The 26,999-nt window shown below is 65.2% G+C and carries 25 protein-coding genes; 18 read left to right on the top strand and 7 right to left on the bottom strand.

Going from position 1 to position 26,999, the window contains the following annotated elements:
• Positions 1 to 22: 22 nt before the first annotated feature.
• Positions 23 to 817, bottom strand: a complete 795-nt coding sequence (locus tag VHA82_RS15625; protein WP_325545316.1) for an alpha/beta fold hydrolase — start codon at positions 815 to 817, stop codon at positions 23 to 25.
• A gap of 257 nt (positions 818 to 1,074) precedes the next feature.
• On the opposite strand from VHA82_RS15625, the gene VHA82_RS15630 reads away from it, so the two are divergent.
• The 3 genes from VHA82_RS15630 to VHA82_RS15640 are packed head-to-tail and all read left to right on the top strand — an operon-like array spanning position 1,075 to position 3,504.
• Entirely contained in the window at positions 1,075 to 2,160 is a 1,086-nt protein-coding gene (locus VHA82_RS15630) for a TauD/TfdA family dioxygenase (protein WP_325545318.1), read from the top strand.
• A complete protein-coding gene (locus VHA82_RS15635; protein ID WP_325545321.1) occupies positions 2,157 to 3,056 on the top strand; it encodes an NAD(P)-dependent oxidoreductase in 900 nt (299 codons plus the stop codon). The genes VHA82_RS15630 and VHA82_RS15635 overlap by 4 nt, the downstream gene beginning before the upstream one ends.
• 28 nt (positions 3,057 to 3,084) lie before the next feature.
• Positions 3,085 to 3,504, top strand: a complete 420-nt coding sequence (locus VHA82_RS15640; RefSeq protein ID WP_325545323.1) for a carboxymuconolactone decarboxylase family protein — start codon at positions 3,085 to 3,087, stop codon at positions 3,502 to 3,504.
• A gap of 43 nt (positions 3,505 to 3,547) precedes the next feature.
• Here VHA82_RS15640 and VHA82_RS15645 read toward each other — a convergent pair whose 3' ends face one another.
• Both VHA82_RS15645 and VHA82_RS15650 read right to left on the bottom strand, forming a co-directional pair.
• Complete coding sequence (locus VHA82_RS15645) at positions 3,548 to 4,549, bottom strand: tripartite tricarboxylate transporter substrate binding protein (RefSeq protein ID WP_325545325.1); 1,002 nt, start codon at positions 4,547 to 4,549, stop codon at positions 3,548 to 3,550.
• Between the two features lie 18 nt (positions 4,550 to 4,567).
• Positions 4,568 to 5,317, bottom strand: a complete 750-nt coding sequence (locus VHA82_RS15650; protein ID WP_325545327.1) for an SDR family NAD(P)-dependent oxidoreductase — start codon at positions 5,315 to 5,317, stop codon at positions 4,568 to 4,570.
• 123 nt (positions 5,318 to 5,440) lie between these two features.
• Here VHA82_RS15650 and VHA82_RS15655 point away from each other — a divergent pair, with 123 nt between their 5' ends.
• The 3 genes from VHA82_RS15655 to VHA82_RS15665 are packed head-to-tail and all read left to right on the top strand — an operon-like array spanning position 5,441 to position 8,877.
• The gene (locus VHA82_RS15655) at positions 5,441 to 5,581 is read left to right on the top strand and encodes a hypothetical protein (RefSeq protein ID WP_325545329.1); all 141 of its coding nucleotides are present in this window, start codon (positions 5,441 to 5,443) and stop codon (positions 5,579 to 5,581) included.
• Positions 5,582 to 5,584: 3 nt separating this feature from the next.
• Positions 5,585 to 7,108 carry an FAD-dependent oxidoreductase gene (locus VHA82_RS15660; protein ID WP_325545332.1) on the top strand — a complete coding sequence of 508 codons (1,524 nt, stop codon included), beginning with the start codon at positions 5,585 to 5,587 and terminating at the stop codon, positions 7,106 to 7,108.
• Positions 7,105 to 8,877, top strand: a complete 1,773-nt coding sequence (locus VHA82_RS15665; protein ID WP_325545334.1) for an FAD-binding protein — start codon at positions 7,105 to 7,107, stop codon at positions 8,875 to 8,877. The genes VHA82_RS15660 and VHA82_RS15665 overlap by 4 nt, the downstream gene beginning before the upstream one ends.
• On the opposite strand, the gene VHA82_RS15670 is transcribed toward VHA82_RS15665, so the two are convergent.
• Positions 8,820 to 9,614: an SDR family oxidoreductase gene (locus tag VHA82_RS15670; RefSeq protein WP_325545336.1), complete on the bottom strand. Its 795-nt coding sequence runs from the start codon at positions 9,612 to 9,614 to the stop codon at positions 8,820 to 8,822. The two genes, VHA82_RS15665 and VHA82_RS15670, sit on opposite strands and share 58 nt — an antisense overlap.
• Positions 9,615 to 9,754: 140 nt before the next feature.
• Between VHA82_RS15670 and VHA82_RS25240 the strand changes: the two genes are divergently transcribed.
• Positions 9,755 to 10,210, top strand: a complete 456-nt coding sequence (locus VHA82_RS25240; protein ID WP_414708656.1) for an FAD-binding protein — start codon at positions 9,755 to 9,757, stop codon at positions 10,208 to 10,210.
• On the opposite strand, the gene VHA82_RS15680 is transcribed toward VHA82_RS25240, so the two are convergent.
• The gene (locus tag VHA82_RS15680) at positions 10,114 to 10,701 is read right to left on the bottom strand and encodes a carboxymuconolactone decarboxylase family protein (RefSeq protein WP_325545341.1); all 588 of its coding nucleotides are present in this window, start codon (positions 10,699 to 10,701) and stop codon (positions 10,114 to 10,116) included. The two genes, VHA82_RS25240 and VHA82_RS15680, sit on opposite strands and share 97 nt — an antisense overlap.
• An 88-nt stretch (positions 10,702 to 10,789) precedes the next feature.
• A complete protein-coding gene (locus tag VHA82_RS15685; RefSeq protein WP_325545343.1) occupies positions 10,790 to 11,536 on the bottom strand; it encodes an IclR family transcriptional regulator in 747 nt (248 codons plus the stop codon).
• Positions 11,537 to 11,926: 390 nt separating this feature from the next.
• Here VHA82_RS15685 and VHA82_RS15690 point away from each other — a divergent pair, with 390 nt between their 5' ends.
• Both VHA82_RS15690 and VHA82_RS15695 read left to right on the top strand, forming a co-directional pair.
• The gene (locus VHA82_RS15690; RefSeq protein ID WP_325545865.1) at positions 11,927 to 13,480 is read left to right on the top strand and encodes an acetolactate synthase large subunit; all 1,554 of its coding nucleotides are present in this window, start codon (positions 11,927 to 11,929) and stop codon (positions 13,478 to 13,480) included.
• Positions 13,481 to 13,560: 80 nt separating this feature from the next.
• Positions 13,561 to 15,000 carry an NAD-dependent succinate-semialdehyde dehydrogenase gene (locus tag VHA82_RS15695; RefSeq protein ID WP_325545345.1) on the top strand — a complete coding sequence of 480 codons (1,440 nt, stop codon included), beginning with the start codon at positions 13,561 to 13,563 and terminating at the stop codon, positions 14,998 to 15,000.
• A 136-nt stretch (positions 15,001 to 15,136) separates the two neighbouring features.
• Here VHA82_RS15695 and VHA82_RS15700 read toward each other — a convergent pair whose 3' ends face one another.
• A complete protein-coding gene (locus VHA82_RS15700; protein WP_325545347.1) occupies positions 15,137 to 15,982 on the bottom strand; it encodes an IclR family transcriptional regulator domain-containing protein in 846 nt (281 codons plus the stop codon).
• 101 nt (positions 15,983 to 16,083) lie between these two features.
• Between VHA82_RS15700 and VHA82_RS15705 the strand changes: the two genes are divergently transcribed.
• From VHA82_RS15705 to boxB, 9 genes are all read left to right on the top strand, one after another.
• On the top strand, positions 16,084 to 17,031 hold the full coding sequence (locus VHA82_RS15705) for a Bug family tripartite tricarboxylate transporter substrate binding protein (protein ID WP_414708657.1): 948 nt from the start codon (positions 16,084 to 16,086) through the stop codon (positions 17,029 to 17,031).
• Positions 17,032 to 17,035: 4 nt separating this feature from the next.
• A complete protein-coding gene (locus VHA82_RS15710; RefSeq protein ID WP_325545349.1) occupies positions 17,036 to 18,271 on the top strand; it encodes an aromatic ring-hydroxylating dioxygenase subunit alpha in 1,236 nt (411 codons plus the stop codon).
• A complete protein-coding gene (locus VHA82_RS15715) occupies positions 18,268 to 18,732 on the top strand; it encodes an aromatic-ring-hydroxylating dioxygenase subunit beta (protein WP_325545351.1) in 465 nt (154 codons plus the stop codon). The genes VHA82_RS15710 and VHA82_RS15715 overlap by 4 nt, the downstream gene beginning before the upstream one ends.
• The gene (locus VHA82_RS15720) at positions 18,729 to 19,685 is read left to right on the top strand and encodes a PdxA family dehydrogenase (protein ID WP_325545353.1); all 957 of its coding nucleotides are present in this window, start codon (positions 18,729 to 18,731) and stop codon (positions 19,683 to 19,685) included. The genes VHA82_RS15715 and VHA82_RS15720 overlap by 4 nt, the downstream gene beginning before the upstream one ends.
• Positions 19,682 to 20,686: an FAD-binding oxidoreductase gene (locus tag VHA82_RS15725; RefSeq protein ID WP_325545355.1), complete on the top strand. Its 1,005-nt coding sequence runs from the start codon at positions 19,682 to 19,684 to the stop codon at positions 20,684 to 20,686. Before VHA82_RS15720 ends, VHA82_RS15725 begins: the two co-directional genes overlap by 4 nt.
• A 23-nt stretch (positions 20,687 to 20,709) precedes the next feature.
• Positions 20,710 to 22,644 carry an FAD-binding monooxygenase gene (locus VHA82_RS15730; protein ID WP_325545870.1) on the top strand — a complete coding sequence of 645 codons (1,935 nt, stop codon included), beginning with the start codon at positions 20,710 to 20,712 and terminating at the stop codon, positions 22,642 to 22,644.
• A 158-nt stretch (positions 22,645 to 22,802) separates the two neighbouring features.
• Positions 22,803 to 23,756, top strand: a complete 954-nt coding sequence (locus VHA82_RS15735) for a helix-turn-helix transcriptional regulator (RefSeq protein WP_325545872.1) — start codon at positions 22,803 to 22,805, stop codon at positions 23,754 to 23,756.
• Positions 23,757 to 23,828: 72 nt separating this feature from the next.
• Positions 23,829 to 25,541, top strand: a complete 1,713-nt coding sequence (boxC, locus tag VHA82_RS15740) for a 2,3-epoxybenzoyl-CoA dihydrolase (RefSeq protein WP_414708658.1) — start codon at positions 23,829 to 23,831, stop codon at positions 25,539 to 25,541.
• A gap of 14 nt (positions 25,542 to 25,555) precedes the next feature.
• Positions 25,556 to 26,983 carry a benzoyl-CoA 2,3-epoxidase subunit BoxB gene (boxB, locus tag VHA82_RS15745; protein WP_325545359.1) on the top strand — a complete coding sequence of 476 codons (1,428 nt, stop codon included), beginning with the start codon at positions 25,556 to 25,558 and terminating at the stop codon, positions 26,981 to 26,983.
• Positions 26,984 to 26,999: the final 16 nt, after the last annotated feature.

Below are 26,999 nucleotides of genomic sequence, written 5' to 3' on the forward strand. Positions count from 1 at the left end.
TTCAGGTTGGGACGGGGGTGCGTCAGGCGTGCTCGAGGAAGAGTTGTACCAGGCCCTCAGGCAGGGTCACCATGGCGTCGTGCCCCGTGGGCAGCGTCTCGTACGCAGTCCATCCGGCTTGTTGCTTCACCTTGGCCTTGAAGGCATTGACCGAGCCCATTGCGGGCTGGTTGCAGTCGATGTAGACCTTGGGGACACCATTGCCCAATGGATTGCGCAACACCAAGGGCTGGTCGAACGTGTGCACCGGCTGCAGGGTGAGGCGCGGCGCCAGCCATGCCTGGTCTTGCGGCTCGAGCACACCGAACGCCTCCGGAGGAAGGGCAGGCAACCCCAGGCCCCGGCCTTGCTCGCGCACGGCTTTCAGACGGTTTTCCCAGCTGGCGCCGCTCAATGCCGCAATGCTCTGGCCGCTGTCCAGGACCAGTGCGTCGAGATAGATCAGCTTTCGCAAGCGCGGTGCAATGCGATCCGCCACCCCGCTCACGACGAGGCCGCCGTAGCTGTGGCCGACCAGCACCACGTTCTGCAGTCGGCGCGATTCGATGTACTGGACGACGTCGGCGATGTGCGTCTCGAGGTTGACGTCGGCCGACAACTCGGCGGCCCGTTCGCCTTGACCCGGCAGCGTGGGTGTGAAGACGCGATGCCCTGCCTGCCGCAGGATCGGAGTGACACGGTCCCAGCACCACGCGCCATGCCAGGCACCGTGGACCAGCACGAAATCAGGCTTGGTCGAGGGAGTGGCACACCCGACGGTCCAGGTGGCGGCCCATGCGGCGGCGGCCGTGAGTGCGACGCGGCGATTGCAGACCATCAGATCTCCTCGATCAGTCAATGTTTCAAATAATCGTACCACTGTCCGACAAAAGGGAATAAAATTTTTGCGGATGGGAGGCTCGGACGGGGTCGGCCGGCCCTCTCGACCCAACCCATCGAACGCGCCGGCATTCCGGGGGACAGCGTCGCCCTGCGTTCGCGCGGCGCAACTCGTGGGTCGCTTCGCTCTGCATCGGCGGTGGCGAGGCGACGGCGATTGGCGTCGAACTGCTTTGATTCAGCAAGGAAAACCAGATGACCGTTGCAGCCGCAAAACCCAGGATTCATTCCGAGCCCATCGTGGGGCCGAGCGTGTGGGGCGCATCGAACTTCAGTTCGGAAGAGGAACTCCGGATTCCCACGCCGCCGCACGTCGTGCGCGAGTTGCTCGACGCGATCGCGCAAAACGGCAACAGGCCATTCCTGGAGGTCACGGCCAACACCTTCCACTTGCCCCGAACCGCGGCCATGATGGCTCGTGTGCGCGACGAACTCTGGAACGGACGGGGCTTCGTGATCACGACGGGGCTGCCGGTCGAAGGCCTGAGTGTCGAGCAGATGGAGCTGTGCTACTGGCTCCTCGGCCTGCAGATGGGAAAGCCCGTTTCGCAAAGCGCGGCGGGTGAGCGCATCGCGCACGTCAAGGACCGCACCCAGCCCGGCCAGCAGCAAGCGGCCCGGGGCTACACGAGCAGGCGAGAGCTTCCGCTGCACACGGACCAGGGCGACTACATGGGCCTGTTCTGCGTGAACGCCGCGAAGAGTGGCGGGTTGAGCCTGGCTTCGAGCGTCCACGCGGTCTTCAACACGATCCTCGAGCGTCGTCCCGACCTGCTGGAGCCACTGTTTCGCGGGTTTCCCTACCACCGGAAGAACGAGCAACCCGACGACCAGCCGGCGATCACGCCCTTCGACGTGCCCGTGCTGGGCTATGTCGACGACCGTCTTGCGGGCCGGTATGTCCGCGCGTCGATGAACGTCGCCTACGACGCGATGGGCAAGGAATGGGCACCGAAGGATCGCGAAGCGCTCGACATGTTCGACGACGTCTCGTGGGACGACGAGCACCTGATCAAATTCCAGCTGCGCCGCGGCGAGATCTACTGGGCGAACAACTGGTTGACCTTGCACAGCCGCACGGAGTTCGAGGACTACGAGGAGCCGGAGAAAAAAAGGCTGTACCTGCGCATGTGGCTGCAGCGCGAGAACCCGCGATCGCGCGTCCCCGCCGAGATGTGCAACTGGCAGAACCCATCCGGGGATCTCGGAATCGATGCCAAACCCGGGGGCAAGCCGGCGGACGCGGAGTTCCTGCGCACATTCAAGCAACGCACGCTATGACCGCGGCTCGATCCGGCATGGCGGTCGGACTTGTCGGCCTCGGCGCGATGGGCGCACCGATGGCTCGCAACATCCTGAAGGCGGGGCTGCCACTGGTGGTCTATGACATCGATGCCGCCAAGTGCGAAGCGCTTCGCGCGCTTGGCGCAACAGTCGCAGCGTCGTCCTCCGATCTCGCCGGCCAGGCCGCGCGGATCATCTGCATGGTGGAGACGACCGCGCAGGCGCGCGCGGTCGTCACCGGCGCTGGTGGGCTTGCGGAAGGCGCCGTGCCAGGCCACCGCATTGCCTGCATGAGCACCATCGCACCGAGGGACATCCGCGAGATGCAAGTCGAGCTGGCGGCGCGGCAGGTGGGGTTCATCGACGCGCCCGTCAGTGGCGGCACGGAGCGGGCCATCGCGGGCAGCCTTTCGATCTTCGCCAGCGGCGAGGACGCCGTCATCGATGCCTTCGAGGATGTCTTCGCCGCGGTCGGCAAGACGGTCTTCCGGCTCGGCGCGATCGGACAGGGCACGATCGTGAAACTGATCAACAACATGCTGATGCAGGTGAACGCGGTCGCCGTGGCCGAAGGCATGGCCATGGGCATGAAGGCCGGCATCGACCCGCAGATGCTCCATGAGATCGTGAAGGCCAGCACGGGCTACAGCGTGGCGTGGGAGATGCGCGCGCCCCGGATGATCGCGCGGAATTTCGCACCCGGCGGCACCATGGACATCTCCTACAAGGACCAGGAGCTCGAAACGGCCCTGGCCAAGCAGCTCGGTGTGCCGGTGTTCCTCGCGGCGGTGTCCCAGCAGGTGTACCAGATGGGCCGCAACATGGGTTATGCCAAGGAAGATGGCTCCGCGCTGATCAAGGTCTACGAACAGCTGGGCAACATCGCGAGCTGAAGCAGCCGCACTTTTGGAAGGACAAACGATGTCGACATCCCGTTTCACCCAGGAAGACCTGCACGCGCGCGGCGAGGCGGTGCGCCGCGAACTCGTCGGCGAAGAACGCTTTGCCAAGAGCGGCTCGGGGACCTACGCCGATCCGATGATGAAGGAATTCCTTCACGTGGCGACCACCTCCGTCTTCGGCAACATCTGGGCGCGGCCAGGACTGGACTTGAAACTGCGGGTGTTGATCGTCTGCATCTCGGACATCGCCACCGGCGCTTTCGACGAACTCGAAATCCACTTGCAGATGGCGATCCGTCAGGGCTGGACGCGCGAGGAACTCATGGAAGCGATCCTCCAGCTGCTTGGCTACATCGGCGCCCCTTCGACCCGCGAGGCCATGAAGGTCTGCAGTGAAGTGTGGCATCGGCACGAAGCGGGCACGCCCAACCTGGACTGAGGCGCCCAAAGGCCCGGCCCGAGCCCCGCGCGCCGCGCCCTCGTCACTCCGGCTTCAACCCTGCGGCCCGGACCACCTTGCCCCACTTGGCGTAGTCGTTGCGGATGAAGGTCTTGAATTCGGCCGGCGACATGGTCCATGGCTCGTACGCCATGGTCTTGATCGTCTCGATCATCTCGGGCTTTCGCACGGCCTTCAGCGTTTCCGCATGAATGCGCTCCAGCAAGGCCGGCGCAAGGCCTGCAGGGGCGACGATGCCGAACCAGAGGTCGCTGCCCGCTTCTTCGAAGCCGGGGTATCCCGCCTCGCGCAAGGTCGGCACGTCGGGCAGCGCGCTGCTGCGGCGAGAGCTGAGGATTGCGAGCGGCCGGATGCGGCCGCTCTTGGCGTGGGGCATCACCGTCACCGGGATGTCGAACATCGAAGCGATGTTGCCCGCCACGACATCGGTCATCGCCGGGCCGCTTCCCTTGTAGGGCACGTGCACCAGTGGGGCCCCGGTGAGCACCTTCAGCAGCTCGCCCGCGAGGTGATTGGTGGTTCCGTTGCCGCCGCTGCCGTAGGTGGCTGCATTCGGATTCGCCTTGGCCCAGGCGACGAACTCCTGCACGTTCCGGGCGGGCACCTTCTCGTTGACGACCAGGACGTTGGCGTATGCAACGATGGGCGTGACCGGCGTGATGTCCACCAGCGGGTCATAGGGGTACTTGGCCATCACGTGCGGATTGATCGCCGTGGTGCCGGTGTGCGCGAAGCCGAGTGTGTAGCCATCCGGTGCAGCCTTCGCCACCGCATCGATGCCGATGGCCCCGCCCGCGCCGCCGCGGTTGTCGACGATCACCGGCTGGCCCAGATTCTCGGACAGGCTGCGAGCGAAGGCGCGGGCCAGCACGTCGCTGGGGCCCCCCGCGGCGAACGGAACGATCAGGCGCACCGGCTTCTGGGGCCAGGCCTGCGCATGCGTGGCGAACGGCAACGCGGCCAAGGCCACGAAGGCCGCGAACACGCTGCGGCGTATCAAAGTCGACATGCGGGAGCTCTGCATGGGGTTTTCCTTTCGATTTCAGGTGAGGCGCCCGCCGGTCACGTACATCAGGTCGCCTGTGATGAAGCCGGATGTGCGCGAAGCGAAGAACAGCATGCCGTTGACGATATCCGAAGGCTGGGCGGCACGCTTGATGAGCTGCCGCTGCTGGGCCCGTTCGTTCAGGCCTTCATACCCGGGCTGTGCGAGAACTCGCTCGGTGCGCACGATGCCGGGGGCGATGGTGTTCACGGTGATGTCGTGCACGCCGAGTTCGACAGCGAGAGCGCGGCTCAGGCCCAGCACACCGGCCTTGGCGGCGCAGTAGTTGGCCTTGTTGACCTCGCCCAGATGCGCGCGCGATGCGATGTTGATGATGCGCCCGTACTTCTGCGCGATCATGGTCGGTGCCACGGCGCGAGCGCAATAGAAGGGGGCGGTCAGGCAGACGTTGAGCACGCGGTCCCACTGTTCATCCGTCATGTCGACAAGCGGTGCGTCGTCGCCGAAAGCGGCATTGTTGATCAGCACATCGATGCGGCCGAAAGCTTCGAGCGCTCTCGCGACGCCCGCTTCCACTTCCTGGCGGACGCCAACCGACCCGCCGAGCGCCATTGCCGTGCCTCCAGCCTTCGTGATGCCGGCGACGACCTCGTGCGCGAGCTCGACGTCCTTGTCCCAGGCCACGACCCGGGCGCCTTCCGCGGCGAACGTGAGGGCGGCTTCGCGCCCGATGCCGCGCCCCGCGCCGGTGATGACGACGACCTGATCCTTCAATCCCAAATCCATGTGGTGTTCCCCGTTTTCGCCCGCGCTGAGGGAGAGGCGCGCAGGTTGACGGCGCCGGCGCGGGACGGGTATGATCTTAAAACGCGAATTATCAATTCGCAAGTCAAATTGAGGAGACTGCGGATGAGAAGCGTCGTGCTGGCCGTGGCGGCCACAGGGTCTGTCGCCGAGGGCGGGACACAGGCTGAATTCACCCGCTTCGTCGAGTCGCGGAAGCGGCGCATCTCGCCCGTGGTCCAGGCGGCGAACATCCGGGCCGACTGACCCGTGAGAACCGAATTCGCGGACGTCATCGTCGTGGGCGGCGGCGGCTCGGGCATGGCCGCCGCCATATCGGCCGCCGAGTCCGGTTTGAAGGTCGTCGTGCTGGAGAAGAACCCCCATCTCGGCGGAACGACGCGACTGTCGGTCGGATCCATCACCGCCGCGGGCACGCGCTTCCAGCGGGCCAAGGGCATTCACGACACGCCGGACGAGCACTTCAACGACATGTCGCTGTTCCTGCCGCCGGAACTCCAACCCAAGGAGAACCTCGAGCTGCGCCGCATCCTCGTGGACAACGTGCCCGAGACGCTGGAATGGCTGATCCGCATCGGGCTGGCCTTCTACGGCCCGATGCCCGAGCCCCCGCACGGCAAGCCCCGCATGCACAACGTGCTTCCCAACTCGCGGGCGTACGCCTATTACCTCGAGAAGGAGTGCCGTCGCCTGGGCGTCGACCTCCGCCTGAACGTGAGGCTTGGTGACCTCGTCGTCGAGGACGGCCGCGTCACCGCGATCGTCGCCGACGCCGGCGATGGCGAGACCGCGTTCAAGGCGACTTGCGGGGTGGTGCTCGCGACGGGGGACTTCAGCGCGGGTGCGCCGCTGAAGGCGATCCACGTGCCGCATGCCGCTCACGTGAACGCGATCAATCCGGCCAGCACCGGCGACGGCCACGTGGTGGCCCAGAAAGTCGGTGGCTGGATCCGCAACGCGGAAGTGATGTGGGGCCCCAGCATGCGCTTCAAGGCACCCCCGGTGGAAACGCTGCTGCGGAGGCTGCCGCCTTATCGATGGCTCACACGGCCCATGCAGTTCGCGTTGACCTATCTGCCGATGTGGATGTTCCGCCCCTTCATCACGCGTTTCATGACCTCTTCGCTGGCACCGGAGCCTTCGATGTTGCGTGCCGGGGCGATCCTGGTGAACCGTGATGGCCGCCGTTTTGGCGACGAGCTGGCCAAGCCCGAGTTGAAGGTGCCGCACCAGCCGGGCGGCGATGCCTTCCTCGTTTTCGACGAGGCCGTGGCGCGCCAATTCCGGGCTTGGCCGAATTTCGTCTCCACCGCGCCCGGCATCGCCTATGCCTACCTCGATGACTACAAGCGCACGCGGCCGGATCTTTATCACCGGGCCGAATCACTCGATGCCTTGGCGAGGTCGCTGCGCGTGCCGGCCGAGGCGCTGAGGAACAGCGTGGCGGAATACAACGCGGGCCTGGCGGCAACGGCCCCGGGCGGACGGCAGGCGATCGGCGGCGGTCCGTACCATGCGCTCGGCCCCGTGCAGAGCTGGATCGTCTTCACGGAGGGAGGACTCGCGGTGTCGTCGCGCCATGAAGTCATCCGCCGCGACGGCACCCCGGTGGAGGGCCTGTACGCCGTCGGCTCGGCCGGACAGGGGGGCGCCATTCTCGCAGGCCACGGCCACCACATCGGCTGGGCAATGACATCGGGGCGGCGCGTGGGGCGGATCCTCGCGGCGGCCCATGCCTCGCCGCGCAAACCTACCTTGGCAATGACACCATGAGGGATCCGTCGGACAGGCAAATCGACGAGGTCGACCTGCTGGTCTTCGGGGCAGGCGCGGGCGGAATGTCCGCAGCGCTCGCGGCGGCCATCATGGGACTGGAAGTCCTGGTGTGCGAGAAGTCGTCGCAAGTCGGTGGGACCGCGGCCACTTCGGCAGGGACCATCTGGATTCCGGAAAACCGCCAAAGCCGCGAGGCGGGGTTTCACGACACGCGCGAAGCTGCACGCCGCTACTTCCGCGAGTTGCTGCCCGACGGTGACGACGGGCAGGCACTGCGCGAGGCCTATCTGCAGGACGGACCCGACGTGGTCGACTGGTTCGAAGCGAATTCCGAAGTGAGGTTCGTGCCTTCGGGCATGCATCCGGACTACCAGGACCTCGATGGTTCCGCGCCTTCGGGGCGGGCGATGTCGCCACTGGAGTTCGACGCGCGTGTCATGGGGCCGGCATTCAGTCATGTTCGCGCGCCGATCCCGGAGTTCCTCGTGTTCGGCGGCATGATGGTGGGCAAGGCAGACATCCCGCGCCTGGTCGGGCGGTTCGAGTCGGCGGGCAACTTCCTGCATGCGGCCAAGCTGTTCCTGCGCTTCGTCGCGGACCGCTTGCGCTACCCGCGCGGCACGCGCCTCGTCATGGGCAACGCGTTCGTGGCACGCCTGTACCACAGCCTGCGGCTGCGGCACGTGCCGGTGCTCCTGGAAACGAAGCTGGAAGAGGTGGTGATCGAGGCAGGCCGGGCGACAGGGGCGATCGTGTCATGCGGTGGCCGCCGGCGGATGGTCCGCGCGCGCAAAGGCATTGTCCTGGCAACCGGCGGCTTCGCGCACAACGAGGCGCTGCGCAAGGAATTCATGCCGGCGCCCACGCCGATGGACTCGATGGCTGTTCCTGCCAATCAGGGCGATGGGATTGCCGCCGCCACGCGTATCGGCGCGTCGACGAAGCCGGCGCACCATGGCACGGGCGCGTTCTGGTCGCCGGTATCGCGCACCGGCTCCGGCGAATGGGCGGGCCTGTTCCCGCACCTGTCGCTCGACCGTGCCAAGCCGGGTTTGCTGGCTGTCAACGCCGCGGGCAAGCGCTTCGTCAACGAAGCGGTTTCGTACCATCACTTCGTCGAGGCGATGTTCGAGTCACACAAGACCACGCCGACGATTCCCGCATGGTTGATCTGCGAGAGCAGCTTCGTACGCAAGTACGGCTTGGGCAACATTCGCCCGGGAACAACCCGATTGGCGCCGTTCGAGCGCGACGGGGAGTTCGTTTGCGCTCTCACGCTCGACGAACTCGCACACAAGACGGGCGTCGACACGGCGGGTTTGAAAGCGACCGTGGCGCGCCACAACGGCTTCGCCGCGACCGGAGTCGACCTGGACTTCGCCAAGGGCACCACGCAGCTGAACCGGTTCAACGGTGACCCCGCCCATGGCCCCAACCCCTGCATCGGACCGTTGGGCAACGGGCCGTATTGCGCGATGGCGGTGTGGCCGGCCGAGATCGGCTGCAGCACGGGGCTGGAAACCGACGAACATGCGCGGGTGCTGGACGCGGGGCAACAACCGATTCCCGGCCTGTACGCCTGCGGCAACGACCTGGCGTCGATCATGCGAGGCACGTATCCGGGTCCGGGAACGACGCTGGGGCCCGCGCTCGTCTTCGGCTACCGGGCCGCGCTGCACGCCCGAGGCGCCGGCGCGGCCCCTGGAAGTCAGACCACCAGCGGCGTCACCGCTCCGTCCATCGAAACGATCGCGCCGGAAATGTAGCTCGCCCGCGGCGAACACAGGAAGAGCACCGCATTGGCGATCTCTTCCGGCGAGGCAACTCGCCCCAGCGGCATGCGTGCGCTCGCCTTCGCGAGCGCTTCTTCCTTGGTGATGTTGTTCAGCCGCGCATCGGCCGCCAGGCCCTCGTCCATGCGTTCGGTGAGGGTCAACGCGGGATTCACCGCATTCACGCGCACGCCCTTGGGGCCGTAAGCCGCGGCCAGGCCCGCACTCATCAGCATCAGTGCGGCGTTGGCCGATCCTCCCGCGAGATGGGTAGGACTGGCCACCTTGCCGCCCATGCCCACGATATTGAGAACCACGCCGGCGCCGCGCTGCGCCATGCGCTTGACGAGGGGATCCGTCATGTTGACGTAAGTGAAGAACTTGGCGTCCATCGCGTCGCGCCAGTGCTGCGGGGTGAGTTCGGCCGGCGGCGTGCGCCGGGCAGCGCCGGCGGAATTGACGAGCACATCGACGGGCCCCATCGCCTGCTCCGCGTCCTCGATGGCGGCGAGCGCGGCCGCGGCAACCTTGAGATCCGCGCTGCAGACATGCACCTTGCCGCCGGGAAACGCTTTCAGCAACGAGTCTCGCGCCGCGTCCAGCGTGGTGCGGTCGCGCGATACCAGCGTCACGTGCGCGCCTTCGGCCAGGAAGCCGTTGGCGCACGCCAGGCCGATGCCCTTGCTGCCGCCGGTGATGAGAACGTGCCTGCTCGCGAGCTGGAGGTCCATGAGGGGTGCCCCTGGTGAGTGAAGTCGGCCGATGCAGGCGCCGCTGCGATGGTGCGCGTTGACGACGCAAGGCGTGTGGGATGGGATCATAGCACCTGCAAATAGATAATTTGCAGTGCAAGTAGCATCGCGAGGCACGAATGCGATTTCGGGATCACCGGCCAGACTACAACGCCTCCTTGTCGGGCGGCGCCGCAGTCTCGCCGCCGCGCAGCGCAGGGAGCAAGCCTTGGCCCATCACGCAGGCGCCGTTCCACGCGCTGGAGATCGCGGCGGGCATCACGTACACCATGGGCGGCATCGCGACCGGCGCGAACGCGCAGGTCCTGGACACGCAAGAGATGCCGATCGAGGGCCTCCATGCGGCCGGGACCTGCGCCGGCGGGCTGGAAGGCGGTGGATTTGCCGGCTACTCGGGCGGGCTCACCAAGTCCAGCGTCTTCGGGCTGTTGAGCGGCGAGCGATCGCCAAGGCTAACCTCGCGCAGGCCTGAAGCGGCTCAGGGCTGCCTGGCCGCCAGGCTCGGGACGCCTTCGCGCGGAGCCGATGCGGGATGCACGTCGGCCGTGGCAAGCATCATCGCGACGAGTGTGTAGTAACCACACACGCCGACCAGGTCGATGAGCTGACGCTCGCCCAGGACGGAACGGGCCCGCTCGAACGTGGCGTCGGACAGGCGATGACGGCTTTGAAGCTCGGTCGCGACTTCGAAGACGATGGCCTCATCGGCCCTCATGCCGGCGGGCGTGTGGCCGGCGTTCACGCCATCGACCACTTCCCTCGCCAGGCCCGCATCGAGCGCCGCAGCGCAATGTGCGTGCCACTCGAAGTCGGAATCCCAATGCCGGGCGACCACGAGGATCGCAAGTTCGTTCAGGCGCGGAGGCAAGGCGGTGCCGTCTCTGAAATAGTTGCTCACGGCGCCCAGGCGCCCGGCCAGTTCGGGGCTGCGAAGCGTGGCGTCGAATGGCCCTCCCAGGCTGCCGTCGGCATTGGCGATCGTGGTGCGCCATCCGGTTCGATAGCTCGAGGCGAGGTCGCGCTGGGCGGGTGTCATGTCGTTCGGCGCGACAGGCGGAAATCTCATGAGGCCCACTTTCCTTGTGCGCGTTCCACGTTCTTGGTCATCTTCGTCCTGAATCGTCCGCGCCAGGAAACCACGGCCCAAGTGCGCTTCAGGCCTGGCGCCCGGCAAGTGCGACGGTGATCTTGCGGCTGAGTCGAGCGATTTCGGGCCCGATCTCGGCCTTCATGAACTTGAGCTTGAGGTTGAGGCCGCCGCAGGTGACGACGAATTGGGGCTTGCCCTGCTTGTCGAAGGCCGGCGCTGCGACCGCGATGACATCGGGATGGAAGAAGCCCTCGTTCAGTACGAAGCCCGAGGCCGGAAGCGTCGCCGCCGCCGATTCGATGGCAGCGCGCAGCGTTGCCCACTTGCCTTTGTACTGGTACTTGAGCTTTTGCAGCTGGTTGTCTCGCACGTCGGGAGGCAGGCTCGCAAGATAAGCCCATCCGGCCGACGACGTGGCCATGGGCAGGCGCGAGCCGACTCTCATGTTGACGAGCAAGGCCGCTTCGCCCTGAGCGCGGGCGACGATCAGGATGTCGTCCTGGTCCGCGACGCCCATCGACACCGCCGCACCGGTCCGCTTGCTGATCTGCATCAACTCGGGCTGCACCATTTCGCCGATGTCGGCGGTGCCAAGTGCGTACTGCCCAAGACCCAGAACCGCCATGCCGATCCGCAACTTGTCGCTGTCCGGTGCCGGCACGAGGTACCCGAGTTGCTGCAGCGTGTAGCACAGGCGCCAGACCGTGGGCTGCGGCAGCTTCGTCATCTGCGCGATCTCGGTGGTGCCCAGTTGCGGATGGGTTGCGTCGAAGCACCGCAGAACCGCGAGCCCCCGGCCCAGCGCGGTCACGAATTGCCTGTCGCCGGCGCCCTTCGATGCGCGTGCGGTAGCGTTTTTCTTCGAGGCAGTGGCAGTCATGGGGCGGCAGTGTACTCAACGGTTCAAGCGTCACGAGGCATTCACGATCGCGCGGCCGAGACGCCGTCACTCCTCGGCCAGCGCGGACGAGCCCCCGTTTTCATTTGCACTGCAAATTGTTTATTCAATAATCTTACCGACCCGTGTTGCCCGGGTCAATCCTCGCGGGTCCAGGGGCCACACGTGTCCCGCATTGACCGCGGCGCGACGCCGTTCTATCATGAGTCTATGTGCGAATGAAATATTCGCATAGCAAATTGAAGCAAGCAGCGCCTTCCTGTCGGCGCACCCACCCACCCCGGAGACGCGGAAATGGAACAGATCAACGGCGCCGAGACCCTCGTGCACACGCTCCTGGAAGGCAAGGTGGATGTGTGCTTCGCCAATCCCGGCACGTCCGAGATGCAGTTCGTCGCCGCGCTGGACAAGGTGCCCGGGATGCGCTGCGTACTGGGGCTGTTCGAGGGCGTGGTGACCGGTGCGGCCGACGGGTACGCGCGAATGGCCGACAAGCCGGCCAGTACCTTGCTGCACCTTTCGTTCGGGCTCTCCAACGGGTTCGCCAACCTGCACAATGCCAAGCGCGCGCAGGTGCCGCTGGTCAACATCGTCGGCGAGCACCGCCAGGGGCACAAGGAAGTCGACTCGCCCCTGGTGGGCGACATCGAGACCGTGGCGAGGAGCATCTCCGACTGGACCCGCACCACCACCTCGGCGGACAACATCGCGGCGGATACGGCCGAGGCAATTCGCCAAGCCAATACCCATCCGGGGCGCATCGCCACCCTGGTCTTGCCCGCCGACACGGCCTGGTCGATGGCCAAGCCGCACGCGAAGCTGGATTTCACGACGCCCGCGGCAACGTTGCCGGCGAGCACGAAATTCGACAGTGCCATCAACGCGCTCAAGTCGGGTGAGGAAGTGATCCTCGTCCTGGCGGGGCGGGCCCTGCGCGCGGCTTCCTTGGCTTTGGCCGACCAGATCTGCCAGCGCACGGGCGCGAAGATGCTGACCCAGTACTCCAATGGACGCATGGAACGCGGAGCGGGCCGCGTGGCGATTGCCCGCACACCCGCTCCGGTGGACCAGGGGGTTGCTGCATTCAGGGACGCGAAGCACGTGATCCTGGTCGGCGCGAAGCTGCCCGCACCGCTGTTCGGCTATCCCGGCAAGCCCGATCGCCTGATGGCACCGGGCTCCAACCTGATCGAGCTGACGTCGCCCGGCGATGATCTGCATGCCACGCTGAAGGAACTCGCGCAGCGCCTGGGCGCCCTCTCCCTCGCCGCGCGGGTCGAACTGCAGAAGGAACTTGCCGTCGGCAGCGGCCCGCTGACCCCGGACGCGACGCTGCGCACCATTGCCGCGCTTCTTCCGGACAATGCCATCGTCGTCGACGAGTCGATCAGTGCCGGCCGCAATTTTTTCCCGGCTTCGCAGGGTGCGAAGGCGCATGACTACCTGCAGCTCACGGGTGGCTCCATCGGCGCCGGCCTGCCACTGTCGGTCGGGGCCGCCATCGCTTGCCCGGACCGCAAGGTGATCAACATGGAGGGCGACGGCAGTTCCATGTACACCATCCAGGCGCTATGGACCCAGGCGCGTGAGCGGCTGGACGTCGTGACCGTGATCTTCGCCAACCGTGGCTACCAGATCCTGAAAGCCGAGCTCGTGGGCGTTGGCGCCAAGGAATGGGGCGCGCGCGCCGAGAGCATGCTGTCGATCGCGGATCCGGACATCAGCTGGGTGAAGATGGCGCAGGGGATGGGCGTGGAAGCCGCGGCGGCAAGCACCTGCGAGGAACTTGCCAAGCTGCTGAAGCACGCGGTGGAGCGCCCAGGCCCCTTTCTCATCGAGGCGCAGATCGGCCGCTGAGCCATCGAGGTTCGGCTGGGTGTGTCCCTTGCCACCGAGGCCACTCGAATTTCGAACCATCCCTCTCGAGGACATTCATCATGTATCCGACCCAGCATCTCTACATCAACGGCAACTTCCTCGATGGCGAGGGGCGCAAGAGCCAGCCCATCTTCAACCCCGCGGACGACAAGGTGCTGGGCCATCTTCCGCATGCGGGCAGCGCCGACCTCGACACTGCACTGGAAGCCGCGCAGAAGGCCTTCGAGTCCTGGCGATGGACGTCGCCGCTGGAGCGCTCGGCGCTGCTGCGCCGCGTGGGCGCACTGATTCGCGAACGCTGCGACGACATCGCGCGCGCGCTCACCCTGGACCAGGGCAAGCCACTCGCCGAAGCGAAGGCCGAGATCCTGTCTTGCGCGGACCACGCCGAATGGCACGCCGAGGAATGCCGCCGCATCTACGGCCGCACCATTGCATCGCGCCGGCCGAACGTGCATCAGACCGTGATGCGCCAGCCGGTCGGCGTCTGCGCCGCATTCACGCCCTGGAATTTTCCGTTCAACCAGGCGATCCGCAAGACCTCCGCTGCGCTGGGCGCCGGCTGCACCGTCATCCTCAAGGGCCCCGAAGACTCGCCGAGTGCCGTGCTGGCCCTCGCCCGCATCTTCCACGACGCAGGCTTGCCGCCGGGTTGTCTGAACGTGGTCTGGGGAGTCCCTTCGGAAGTTTCCGAATACCTGATCGCGTCGCCGATCGTGCGCAAGATCTCGTTTACCGGATCGGTGCCGGTAGGCAAGCAGCTCGCCGCCATTGCGGGTCGCCATATGAAGCGCATGACGATGGAACTGGGTGGGCATTCGCCCGTGCTGGTCTTCGACGACGCCGACATCGATCGTGCGGCCGCGCAGCTGGCTGCGTACAAGTCGCGCAATGCGGGCCAGGTCTGCGTGGCGCCCAGCCGCTTCTACGTCCAGGAAAAGGCCTACGACCGGTTCGTCGACAAGTTCACGTCGGCCTATGCGGCGCAGCAGCTTGGCGACGGCCTTGCCGAAGGCACGACGATGGGACCGCTTGCGCACGAGCGCCGCGTCGAGTCGATGACGCGCTTCGTCGCGGACGTGGTGGAGCGCGGCGGCAAGGTCGTGACAGGGGGCGAGCGGGTCAAGCGCGCCGGCAACTTCTTTCCGCCGACGGTCGTGACGGGAATGCCCGACTCCTCGCTCATCATGACCGAAGAGCCATTCGGGCCTGTGGCGCCGATCACGCCCTTCAGGACACGCGAGGAAGCGGTGCAGCGCGCCAACAGCCTGCCGTTCGGACTTGCTTCGTATGTGTTCACGGAGTCGCTGTCCAATGCACGTTTCGCCGCCGACAGAATCGAATCGGGCATGGTCAACGTCAACCACTTCGGCATCGCGCTGCCGGAGACGCCATTCGGCGGTATCAAGGACAGTGGCATGGGCGCCGAAGGCGGCCAGGAGACCTTCGACGGTTATGTGGTGACCAAGTTCGTTTCGGAAATGTCCTCGCCGTACTGAGTGGCCGATGACATCGATCCCGCCGTCGACCTGCCGGCTTGGCACGAGCGAGAGCACGTCCACACCATCCACCACATGAAGGCAATTCCTTGCTGGCGATGCCGGGAGGGTAGGGAACCTCCAACGCACAGTCACGCTAGAGCAGTGAAGCGAAGATGCGCCGGGCGGTCTCGAGTTCGGGGAGGAGCTTTTCGACGACCTCGTCCCGGTTCAGGCGGCTCGTCGCCACCGACAGGCTGATCGCCGCCATCAGTTCTCCGGCGCCGTTGCGGATCGGCACTGCGATCGAACGCAACCCGATTTCCAGTTCCTCGTCGTTGATCGCGTAACCCTGCGAGCGGGCGAGCTTGATCTCCCGCACGATGTCCTTTGTCGATGTGCGCGTGTGGGGCGTAAAGGCCGGACGCGACATGCGGTTCAGCAGGAATCCCACCTCAGCCGGTGCCATTTCGGACAGAAGGACCCGGCCAGTGGCACTGCAGTACGCGGGCAGTCGTGCACCGACCCCCAGTCCGCTGGACAAGCTGCGGCGATGCGTCGAACGCGCGACGAACACGGCGTCCTGCGAATCGAGCACGGCGATCGACGCGGACTCCGCCGTGCGCTCGCTGGTCATTTCGAGAATCGGCTGGGCTACCTTCGCCAGTGCGTCGGATGCGACGTAGGCATGTCCGAGGCGCAACGCGCGCGCAGCGAGACTGAACTCACGGCCTTGTTGCCTGGCATAGCCGAGTTCGCACAGGGTGATCAGGCTGCGTCGAATCGAGGCTTTCGAGTGCCCCGTCACTTCTGCGGCCCGGGTCAGCGTCAGAGGGCCTTTTACGATGCCGAAGGCTTCGATGATCGCCAGCCCCTTCTCGAGGCCCATGACGTACTCGCGATCGGCCGACCTGTCGTTCCGCGTCTTTTCGAGTCGCGTCATCTTCTCGAGTTCGATGTTCGGTATGCGAACAATATAGTCGAATTCGTTGACGTGGATCAACGCAGATCCGACACTTCACCCGACCGAGTTTGCGAGGCGCAGACCACGTCGAACCTCCTTTCATTGGAATCATCATGAGACCCATTACTTGGCGCCGCGTGGTGTTGGCGCTGGGTGCCGCGCTGGTAGCCGGTGCCGCAGGCATTGCGAATGCGCAGCCGACGAAGCCGCTGAAGCTGATCGTGCCGTTCCCGGCAGGCGGCACCGCGGACGTGTTGCCGCGCATCCTCGCGGAAAAAGTGCGTGTCGCGTATCCCGCCGGCGTGGTGGTCGAGAACAAGGCAGGCGCGGGTGGCAACATCGGTGCTGACTTTGTGGCGAAGTCGGAGGCGGACGGCACGACGTTGCTCGCGTCGCCACCGGGGCCCATCGCCATCAATCACCATCTCTACAAGTCGCTTCCCTTCGACCCCACCAAGTGGGTTCCGGTCACTGTCATCGCCACGGTCCCGAACGTGCTCGCGGTCAGCAACAAGCTGCCCGTCAAGGACGTCGCGGAGTTCATCGCTTACTTGAGAGCGAACCCGGGCAAGGTCAGCTACGCGTCGCAGGGCAATGGGTCCACGTCGCACCTCACGGCAAGCCTCTTCATGCAGTTGACCGGCACGAAGATGATCCACGTTCCCTACAAAGGCACGGCCCCCGCGCTGGTGGATCTCGTTGCGGGCAACGTGGACGTGTTCTTCGACAACATCAGTTCTTCGGCGGCCTTCCACACAGGCGGCAAGCTGCGCGTACTGGCCGTCGCAGACGACGAGCGGTCCCCCGCGCTGCCGAATGTGCCGACGTTCGTCGAGGCGAAAGTGCCCGGCATGGAAGCCGTTACCTTCTTTTCCATCGTCGCTCCGCCGGGGACGCCGCGCGACGCGGTGGCCTACGCATACAAGGCTTTCGCGGCCGCGCTGGCCTTGCCCGACGTGAAACAGCGATTCGCCGAACAGGGCGCCATTCCCGGGGGAGCCTCCCCGGAGAAAACGGGGCGGTTCATCCAGGAGGAGTCGGACCGGTGGAGCAAAGTGATCAAGAGCGCCGGCGTGACCGTGGATTGACGACATGCAGGAACAGACGATTCAATGGAAAAGTGCGGGGTTGACCCGTGTTCCTTTTCAGCTCTACGACGATGGCGTGGTGGCGCAGGCTGAGCAGGAGCGCATCTTTCGCGGCGCGACATGGAACTACCTGTGCCTCGACGCCGAGCTGCCGGAGGCCGGAAGCTACAGGACCACATTCGTCGGCGAGACGCCGGTGGTGGTCGTGAAGGACGACGACGGCGAAATCTACGCCTTCGAAAATCGGTGCGCACACCGGGGCGCGCTCATCGCGCTGGAAAAGTCCGGAAGGGCCGGCAGCTTCCAGTGCGTCTACCACGCCTGGAGCTACAACCGCCAGGGCGATCTCACGGGCGTCGCGTTCGAGACGGGCGTCAAGGGGCAGGGCGGCATGCCCACTTCGTTCTGCAAGGAGGAGCATGGCCCCCGCAAGCTGATGGTGGCGGTGTACTGCGGGCTGGTGTTCGCCAGCTTCAGCGACGAAGTACCTCCCATCGAGGAATACCTGGGGCCCGAGATCTGCGCGCGCATCGAGCGGGTGCTGAACAAGCCGGTCGAGGTCATCGGGCGCTTCACCCAGGCGTTGCCCAACAACTGGAAACTCTACGTCGAAAACGTCAAGGACAGCTACCACGCGAGCTTGCTGCACCTGTTCTTCACGACCTTCGAGCTCAATCGCCTATCGCAAAAGGGCGGCGTGATCGTCGACGAATCGGGCGGCCACCATGTGAGCTTCTCGATGATCGATCCGGCGGCGGCCGACGAGTCCTACAAGGAACAGGGGCTGCGTTCGGACGACGCGAGGTACCGCTTGAAGGATCCGAGCGTCCTGGCCGGGTTCAGGGAGCGTGACGATGGCATCACTTTGCAGATTCTCTCGGTGTTCCCCGGCTTCGTGTTGCAGCAAATCCAGAACTGCCTCGCCGTGAGACAGGTCCTGCCCAAGGGGGTTGGCCGCACCGAGCTGAACTGGACGTACCTCGGATATGCGGATGACACGCCCGAACAGCGCATCGCGCGCCTGAAGCAGTCGAACCTCGTAGGACCGGCGGGCTTCATCTCGATGGAAGATGGCGCCGTCGGCGGTTTCGTGCAGCGCGGCATCGCCGGCGCGCACGACCTGGATGCGGTGGTGGAAATGGGCGGCGACGACACCGGGTCCAGCGAAGGCCGCGCCACCGAGACCTCGGTGCGCGGCTTCTGGAAGGCCTACCGCGCACGGATGGAGGCCCCAACATGATCGACCTCCTGTCGATTTGCTCTTTCAATGCCGCCTACGCGGAGGCCATCGACAGCGATGCGCTGGAGCAATGGCCCGCTTTCTTCGCGCAGCAGTGCCGCTATCGCATCACGAACGTGGAGAACGAACGCGACGGCCTGGCCGCGGGCATCGTGTACGCCGATTCGCGCGCGATGCTGGAAGACCGCATTGCCGCGCTGCGCGAAGCCAACATCTACGAGCGGCACCGTTATCGCCACCTGCTGGGCATCCCGCTCGTGCAAGAGGCGGATGCGCAGGCAGCGGTTTCGCGCACTCCATTCATGGTCGCGCGCATCATGCACACCGGAGAGACGATGGTGTTCGCCACGGGCGTCTACGCCGACCGCTTCGTGATGGTGGATGGCAAACTGCTCCTCGAGGAGCGAACGGCCGTGTGCGACAGCACCGTCACGGACACCCTGCTGGCGCTACCGCTGTGACGCGCCGTGTTGCTCTCACCTGTGGCGATCCGAACGGGATTGGCCCCGAGATCGCGCTCAAGGCCCTGGCTGCGCTCGAGGACGATGGTTCGATCGGCTTGACCCTCTTTGGCCCGCGTGAAGCCTTCTTGGGCGCTGCGCGGAATCTTGGATTCGTCGATCTGCTCGAGCGAACGCCCTTGCGGTGCGTCGGCAAGCTCGAGCCAGGTGCCTTTCAACCCGGGACGGTCAGCGCAGCGGCCGGTGCGAGCGCCGTCGCCTCCGCTACGGCGGCCATCGAAGCTTGCATTTCCGGCGAATTCGACGCGGTGGTTGCCGGTCCTCATCACGAGACCGCCATCGCCCAAGCCGGCATTTCCTTCAGCGGCTACCCGTCGCTTGTTGCGCGTGTGTGCGGGCAATCCGAACACAGCGTATTCATGCTTCTCGTAGGCGGGGGGTTGCGCATCGTCCATGCGACCCTGCACGAAAGCGTGGCAACGGCGCTGTCCCGGATCACACCCGACCTCGTCGTCGCGGCGACCGAAGCAGGGTTGCGAGCCTGCCGTGCGATGGGCATCGGGCAGCCGAAAGTCGCGCTGTTCGGAATCAATCCTCATGCTTCGGAGGGCCGCCTCTTCGGTCCCGAAGATGAGGAGCGGGTCGTGCCAGCCGCGCAGATGCTGCGTGCCCGGGGCGTCGACGTCACGGGGCCGCTGGGCGCCGACGTGCTGCTTGCCGATCGCAAGCACGACCTTTATGTGGCCATGCTGCATGACCAGGGCCACATTCCGGTGAAGCTGCTCGCGCCGCAGGCGGCCAGCGCCATTTCGATCGGCGCCGGTGTGCTGCTTGCCAGTACGGGCCACGGCAGCGCGATGGACATCGCGGGGCAAGGCACGGCTCGTCCCGATGCATTGCTGCGCAGCCTGCGCCTCGTGGGCGGAATTTGCCGACCGGCGGAAGCCCGATGACATTCACCATCCGCATCGCGGACACCGATGTCCGTTTCGGGTGCGAGTCCGGGCAGAACATTTTGGACGCAGCGCTCGAGGCCGGCATCGAAATGCCCTACTCGTGTCGCAAGGGCGTATGCGGCAACTGCGCGGGGCATGTACGCGCCGGGCAGGTGCGATGTCCCCAGGCAGGCGAGTCGACACCGCCCGGAATGCACCTCTTTTGCCAGTGCACTGCCGCTTCGGATCTGGAGATCGTTCCGCAAGCGTGGCACCGCCTGGACCCATCGGCGAGAAAGACATTCACCACCAAGGTGTTCCGCAACACCCTTGCCGCTCCCGATGTCAGTGTGCTGCAACTGCGTCTGCCGATCGGGCGGCGCGCCCGTTTCAAGGCGGGACAGTACCTGCAGGTCGCTCTCCCGGATGGAAGCAGGCGTTCGTACTCGATGGCGAGTCCGCCGCACGAGAGCGATATGCTGCAGCTCCATATCCGCCACGTGCCGGGCGGGCAGTTCACACAGCTGGTTGCGAACCTGAAGGCTGGCGACACCTTGGTGGTCGAACTGCCGTTCGGCAGCTTTGAATTGCAGCAGGAGTCGCAGGCCCCGATGCTTTGCATCGTAGGCGGCACGGGCTTCGCGCCTGTGAAGTCGCTGCTGGACGACATGGTGAAGAAAGGCGTGCGACGCGCGGTGACCCTGATATGGGGCGGCCGCAACCGCGACGGCCTGTACCTGATGCCGGCGGTGGAGCGCTGGAAAAAACTGTTGCCCGGCTTCGAATTCATCCCTGCCGTGGAGAACGCAGCGGACGCGGCGGCATTGCAAGGCTTCGCAGGCCGTGTGGACCAAGCCGTTCGCGAGCGATTCCCGACGCTCGCAGCCCATGAAGCCTATTGCTGCGGCTCGCCGGGGATGGTGGCTGCCGTGAAGAGCGCCTGCGTCGCCGAGCGCGGGCTGGATCCGCACCGCTTTTTCAGCGACGTTTTCGTCCCCGGTCCCGCTGCGGGAATCTGACGGGGCGCTACGAGGTATCAAGGATGCAGTTTCACCATAACGGATTCAAGGCGGGCGATCCCCATCGAGCGGAAGCTGACCCGGGCGCGCGGCACGACCCCGGGGCCGTGCCTTCGCACGTCGATGTGCTTATCGTGGGTTGCGGGCCCGCCGGTTTGACTCTTGCCGCACAGCTCGCGGCATTCCCCGACATCAGAACGTGCATCGTCGAACAGAAGGAAGGTCCGCTCGAACTGGGTCAGGCCGACGGAATTGCTTGCAGAACCATGGAGATGTTCGAAGCCTTCAACTTCAGCGAGCGGGTGATGAAGGAGGCGTGCTGGATCAGCGAGGTGACGTTCTGGAAGCCAGATCCGCAGGATCCCGGCAAAGTCATGCGCCATGGCCGCGTGCAGGACACGGAAGACGGCCTGTCCGAGTTTCCCCACGTCGTCCTGAATCAGGCTCGTGTGCACGACTTCTACCTGGAGCTCATGCGCGATTCGCCGAGCCGGCTGGAGCCGCATTACTCACGCCGCTTTGTCGACCTGGCGGTGTCCGGCAGCGCTGCCGACTACCCGGTTGAAGTTCGGCTCGAGCGAACCGATGCAGATGGCCGCAAGCGCCTGGAAACGGTACGCGCCCGGTATGTCGTGGGTTGCGATGGCGCACGAAGCGGCGTGCGCAAGAGCATGGGCCGGCACCTGGCCGGCGACTCGGCGAACCAGGCGTGGGGCGTGATGGACTTGCTCGCCTTGACCGACTTCCCGGACATCCGCTACAAGTCGGTGGTCCAGTCGGGCAGCGGCAACCTCCTGGTGATTCCGCGGGAGGGAGGTTATCTCGTGCGTCTCTACGTGGAGATGGACAAGCTCGCGGACGACGAGCGCGTTTCCAGCCGCGGCATCACGCTCGACAAGCTCGTCGCGGCGGCGCAGCGGATTCTGCATCCCTACACGCTCGACGTGAAGGAAGTCCCGTGGTGGTCGGTCTACGAGATCGGCCAGCGCATCTGCGACAAGTACGACGACGTTCCCGCGGGGGAGGTCGCGCGGTCGCCCCGCGTGTTCATCGCGGGCGATGCCTGCCACACGCACAGTCCGAAGGCGGGGCAGGGCATGAACGTGTCGATGCAGGACACTTTCAACCTGGGCTGGAAACTCGCGGCGGTGCTGCGGCGGCAGTGCGGTCCCGAATTGCTGCATACCTATTCGGCGGAGCGACAGGCCGTCGCGCAGGAGCTCATCGACTTCGACCGGCAGTGGGCCAGGATGTTCAGCGATCGCCCCAGGGAGGGCGAGGACAGTGGGTCCGGCGGTGTGGACCCGAAGGCTTTTCAGGACTACTTCGAGCGGCATGGGCGTTTCACCGCCGGCATGGGGACCCACTACGGCGTCTCGAAGATTCGCGGTGAAAGCACGCACCAGAGCCTCGCAACGGGCTTTGTTGTCGGCACGCGCTTTCATTCGGCGCCCGTGATTCGCGTCTCGGATGCCAAGCCGTTCCAGCTCGGCCACGCGGGCAAGGCGGACGGCCGCTGGCGCATGTATGCCTTCGCGGGAGCCGAAGACGATGCATGCGATGGGAAGGGGATACGCGCACTGTGCTCGTTCCTGGAAACGTCCGACGCCTCGCCTTTTCGGCGGTACGCGCGGCCGGGCCAGGACGTGGACGCGGTTTTCGACCTGCGAGCGATCTTCCAGCAGCCGCACGCCGCGATCGCGATCGAGTCCTTGCCGGCCCTTCTGCTGCCGCGCAAGGGCCGGTATGGCTTGCGCGACTATGAAAAGGTGTTTTCGCCCGATCTGAAGAACGGCCCGGACATCTTCGACCTGCGAGGCGTCGATCGCGCGAAAGGTGCCCTCATCGTCGTCCGCCCGGATCAGTACGTCGCGCACGTGCTCCCGCTGGAGGCGCACCAGCAGTTGGCCGACTTCTTCGCCGGCTTCATGTCATGTGACCGAGCACGACTTCCTTGACGAACAGGTCGAAAGCATCCGTTCAGGTAAAGCGGATCGCGCCTTGCGGCAGCAGGTAGAGCACGAGCGCGCGGCCCCCCGTGACTGTGCGATTTTGGCTTGCGCCGCACAACTTGATGCATTATTGTGCCTTTGACTGTACGATCCAGGTCATGAGCATGTCAAGCAAAATAATGCCTGTTGACGATGCCGTCCTGCCCAATCTGGAGCCGGTGGTCCTGAGCAACGAAGAACTTGCCAGTGGCAAGCATCCGTTTCTGGTCCAGCTTGGGGAGCGGGTGCGAGGGGTGCGAAACCAGCGTGGAATGACGCGCAGGAGTCTCGCCCTGGCGGCTGGCGTATCCGAACGCCACCTCGGCAATCTCGAGCTCGGGGTCGGGAATGCGTCCGTGCTCATCCTTCTGCAGGTCGCCAAGGCTCTGAGGTGCACGGTCGCCGAATTGCTCGCCGAGGAAGCCCGTTCGCCCGAGTGGCTCCTGATCCGGGAATTGCTCGAAAACCAGGACGAGGAGACGCTCAAGCGCGTGCGTCAGGCCGTCTTGCCGCTCGTTGGGGCCGCACCTCAAGGCGATGCCCGGCCGCCGCGGATTGCGCTCATCGGCCTTCGGGGCGCCGGCAAGAGCACCCTTGGCAAGATGCTTGCCGAGGACCTGGGCTTTCCGTTCCTCGAACTAAGTCGCGAAATCGAAAAGCTGGCCGGCTGCACGGTCAATGAAATCCAATCGCTCTATGGCCAGAACGCCTACCGCCGATACGAGCGGCGCGCCGTGGAAGAGGCCATCCAGATCCACCCCGAGGCGGTCATTGCCGTGCCGGGGGGGCTGGTCGCGGAACCTGCGACCTATAACCTCCTGCTGTCTCATTGCACAACGGTCTGGCTCCGTGCGCACCCTGAAGACCACATGAAAAGGGTTGCGGCGCAGGGCGATATGCGTCCCATGGCGGGCAACCGCGAGGCCATGGACGACCTCAAGGGAATCCTTGCACACCGGACGCCGTTTTACTCCAAGGCCGAAATGCACCTCGACACGAGTTCCCGGCCTCTGGACCAGACGTTCCTGTCGCTTCGGGCGATGGTTCGGGGGGCTTTGCAGCTGAGTGCAGCTGAGTGAAGCAAGGCAGATGCAATTTAGTGCTTGCCTGTTCTCCAATACATGCACTATGATGCCAATTGACCTGCAAGCATGAACACGCACTGCCGTGCATCGAATCTGGAGAGACAAGTGACCGAAACCCCCCAAGCCGCTCTGCCCGCGGTCGACTACGAGACCCACCCCTCCCGCTATCGCCACTGGAAACTCACTTTCGAGGGACCCGTGGCCAAGCTCACCGCGGACTTTGACGAAAACGCAGGCTTGCGTCCGGGTTACAAGCTCAAGCTGAACAGCTACGACCTCGGTGTCGACATCGAGCTGAACGACGCGGTCAATCGCATCCGCTTCGAGCACCCCGAAGTGCGCACGGTCGTGATCACCAGCGCCAAAGAGAAGGTGTTCTGCTCGGGCGCGAACATCTTCATGCTGGGCGTGTCCAGCCACGCGTGGAAAGTGAACTTCTGCAAGTTCACCAATGAGACGCGCAATGGCCTGGAAGACTCGTCCCGGCACAGCGGCCTGAAGTTCCTGGCTGCGGTCAACGGCGCTTGCGCCGGCGGTGGCTATGAGCTTGCCCTGGCCTGCGACGAAATCGTCCTGGTGGATGACCGCAACAGCGCCGTGAGCCTGCCGGAAGTGCCGCTGCTCGGGGTTCTTCCCGGCACGGGCGGTTTGACCCGCGTGACCGACAAACGCCACGTCCGTCACGACCTCGCGGACATTTTCTGCACCACGGTGGAAGGCGTGCGCGGCCAGAAGGCCGTGGAATGGCGCCTTGTCGACGAGGTCGTCAAGCCGGCGCAATTCGCCGCGCGCGTCCAGGAGCGGGCGCTGCAGCTGGCCGCGACCAGTGATCGACCGGCGGACGGGAAAGGCGTGACACTGACGCCGTTGGAACGCAAGATCGAACCCGATGCATTGCGCTACTCGCACGTGACCGTGGAAATCGACCGGGCACGTCGCGTCGCCACATTCACGGTGAAGGCGCCGGCGATGCCGGTCGAAAGCGACGTGGCCTCCATCGAAGCGAAGGGCGCGAATTGGTACCCGCTGCTGCTTGCCCGCGAACTCGAGGACGCGATCCTTTCGATGCGCACCAACCAGCTGGACATCGGAACGTGGCTGATCAAGACGCAGGGCAGTGCGGCCCATGTGCGCTCGATGGATGCCGCACTCCTTGCGAACCAGGGTCATTGGCTCGTGCGCGAAACGATCGGCCTGCTTCGCCGCACCTTCAGCCGCCTGGACGTTTCCAGCCGCAGCCTGTTCGCGTTGATCGAGCCGGGTTCCTGTTTCGTCGGCAGCCTGCTCGAACTGGCCCTGGCATGCGACCGCAGCTACCAGCTCGCTCTGCCTGCCGACCCGGCGACGGCGCCCAGGATCGAAGTGGGCGAAACGAATTTCGGGCTCTTCCCGATGGTGACTGACCAGAGTCGCCTGCAGCGCCGCTTCTACGGCGAGGCCCCCGCACTCGACGCCGTGCGCGCGATGGCCGGCCAGCCCCTCGATGCCGACGCCGCATTCGCGCTCGGCCTCATCACGCTCAACCCGGACGACATCGACTGGCCGGACGAGACCCGGCTGGCCATCGAGGAGCGCGTGGCGATGAGCCCGGATGCCCTCACCGGCATGGAGGCGAACCTGCGTTTCAACGGCCCCGAAAACATGTTCACGCGAGTGTTCGGCAGGCTCACTGCCTGGCAGAACTGGATCTTCCAGCGGCCCAACGCGGTCGGCGACAAGGGTGCCCTCAAGGTGTACGGCAAGGGCGACCGCGCCCAATTCGATTTCAACCGCGTCTGACAGCGAGCAAAGACATGAGCACGATCAACTACAGCGAAAAGATTCCCAACAACGTCAACCTGAGCGAGGACCGGACGCTGCAGCGTGCGCTCGAGCAGTGGCAGCCGAACTACCTGAGCTGGTGGAACGACATGGGCCCCGAAGGCAGCCAGAACTTCGATGTCTACCTCCGCACGGCGGTGAGCGTGGACCCGGAGGGCTGGGCCCAATTCGGCCACGTGAAGATGCCCGACTACCGCTGGGGCATCTTCTTGAACCCGGGTGACGCGAACCGTGAAATCCATTTCGGCGATCACAAGGGCGAGAAGGCCTGGCAGGACGTTCCCGGCGAGTACCGCGCCAACCTTCGCCGCATCATCGTCACACAGGGCGACACCGAGCCGGCTTCCGTCGAGCAGCAGCGCCATCTCGGCCTCACCTGCCCGAGCCAGTACGACCTGCGCAACCTGTTCCAGGTGAACGTGGAAGAGGGCCGCCACCTGTGGGCCATGGTGTACCTGCTGCACAAGTACTTCGGCAAGGACGGTCGCGAAGAAGGTGAAGCTCTGCTCGAGCGCCGCAGCGGCAACGACGACAACCCTCGCATCCTGCAAGCCTTCAACGAGAAGACGCCGGACTGGCTGTCGTTCTTCATGTTCACGTATTTCACCGACCGCGACGGCAAGTTCCAGCTCTCCGCTCTGGCCGAGTCGGCTTTCGATCCGCTCGCCCGCACGACGAAGTTCATGCTGACCGAAGAAGCTCACCACATGTTCGTCGGCGAGTCCGGTGTGAGCCGCGTGATCCAGCGCACCTGCCAGGTGATGAACGAATTGAAGACGGATGACCCGAAGAAGCTGCGTGAAGCCGGCGTGGTTGACCTGCCCACGCTGCAGCGCTACATCAACTTCCACTACAGCGTGACGATCGACCTGTTCGGCGCCGACGAATCGAGCAACGCGGCGACGTTCTACAGCACGGGATTGAAGGGCCGGTTCGAAGAAGGCAAGCGCGCGGACGATCATCGGCTGCGCGGGCAGACCTACAAGGTCCTGCAAGCGGCCAACGGCGTGCTCAGCGAACGCGAAGTGCCGATGCTCAACGCGCTGAACGAGGTGCTCCGTGACGACTACATCAAGGATAGCGTCTCCGGTGTCGGCCGCTGGAACAAGGTGATCGAGAAGGCGGCGATCCCGTTCAAGCTGACCGTTCCTCACAAGGCTTTCCACCGCAACATCGGCGCACTGGCCGGCGTGAACGTGTCGCCCGAGGGGCGTGTGGTCGGCGAAACCGAGTGGAACCAGAAGGTTGCCGAATGGCTGCCGACGGCCGAAGATCGCGCGTATGTGGCGAGCTTGATGGGACGCGTCGTCGAGCCCGGCAAGTTCGCGAACTGGATCGCGCCGCCGGTGATGGGCGTGAACCGCCAGCCGACGAATTTCGAATACGTCCGCTTCGCCTGAACCGCTTGCCGGGAGC

It is taken from the genome of Ramlibacter sp. (genome assembly GCF_035548915.1).
Classification (GTDB): Bacteria; Pseudomonadota; Gammaproteobacteria; order Burkholderiales; family Burkholderiaceae_C; genus Ramlibacter.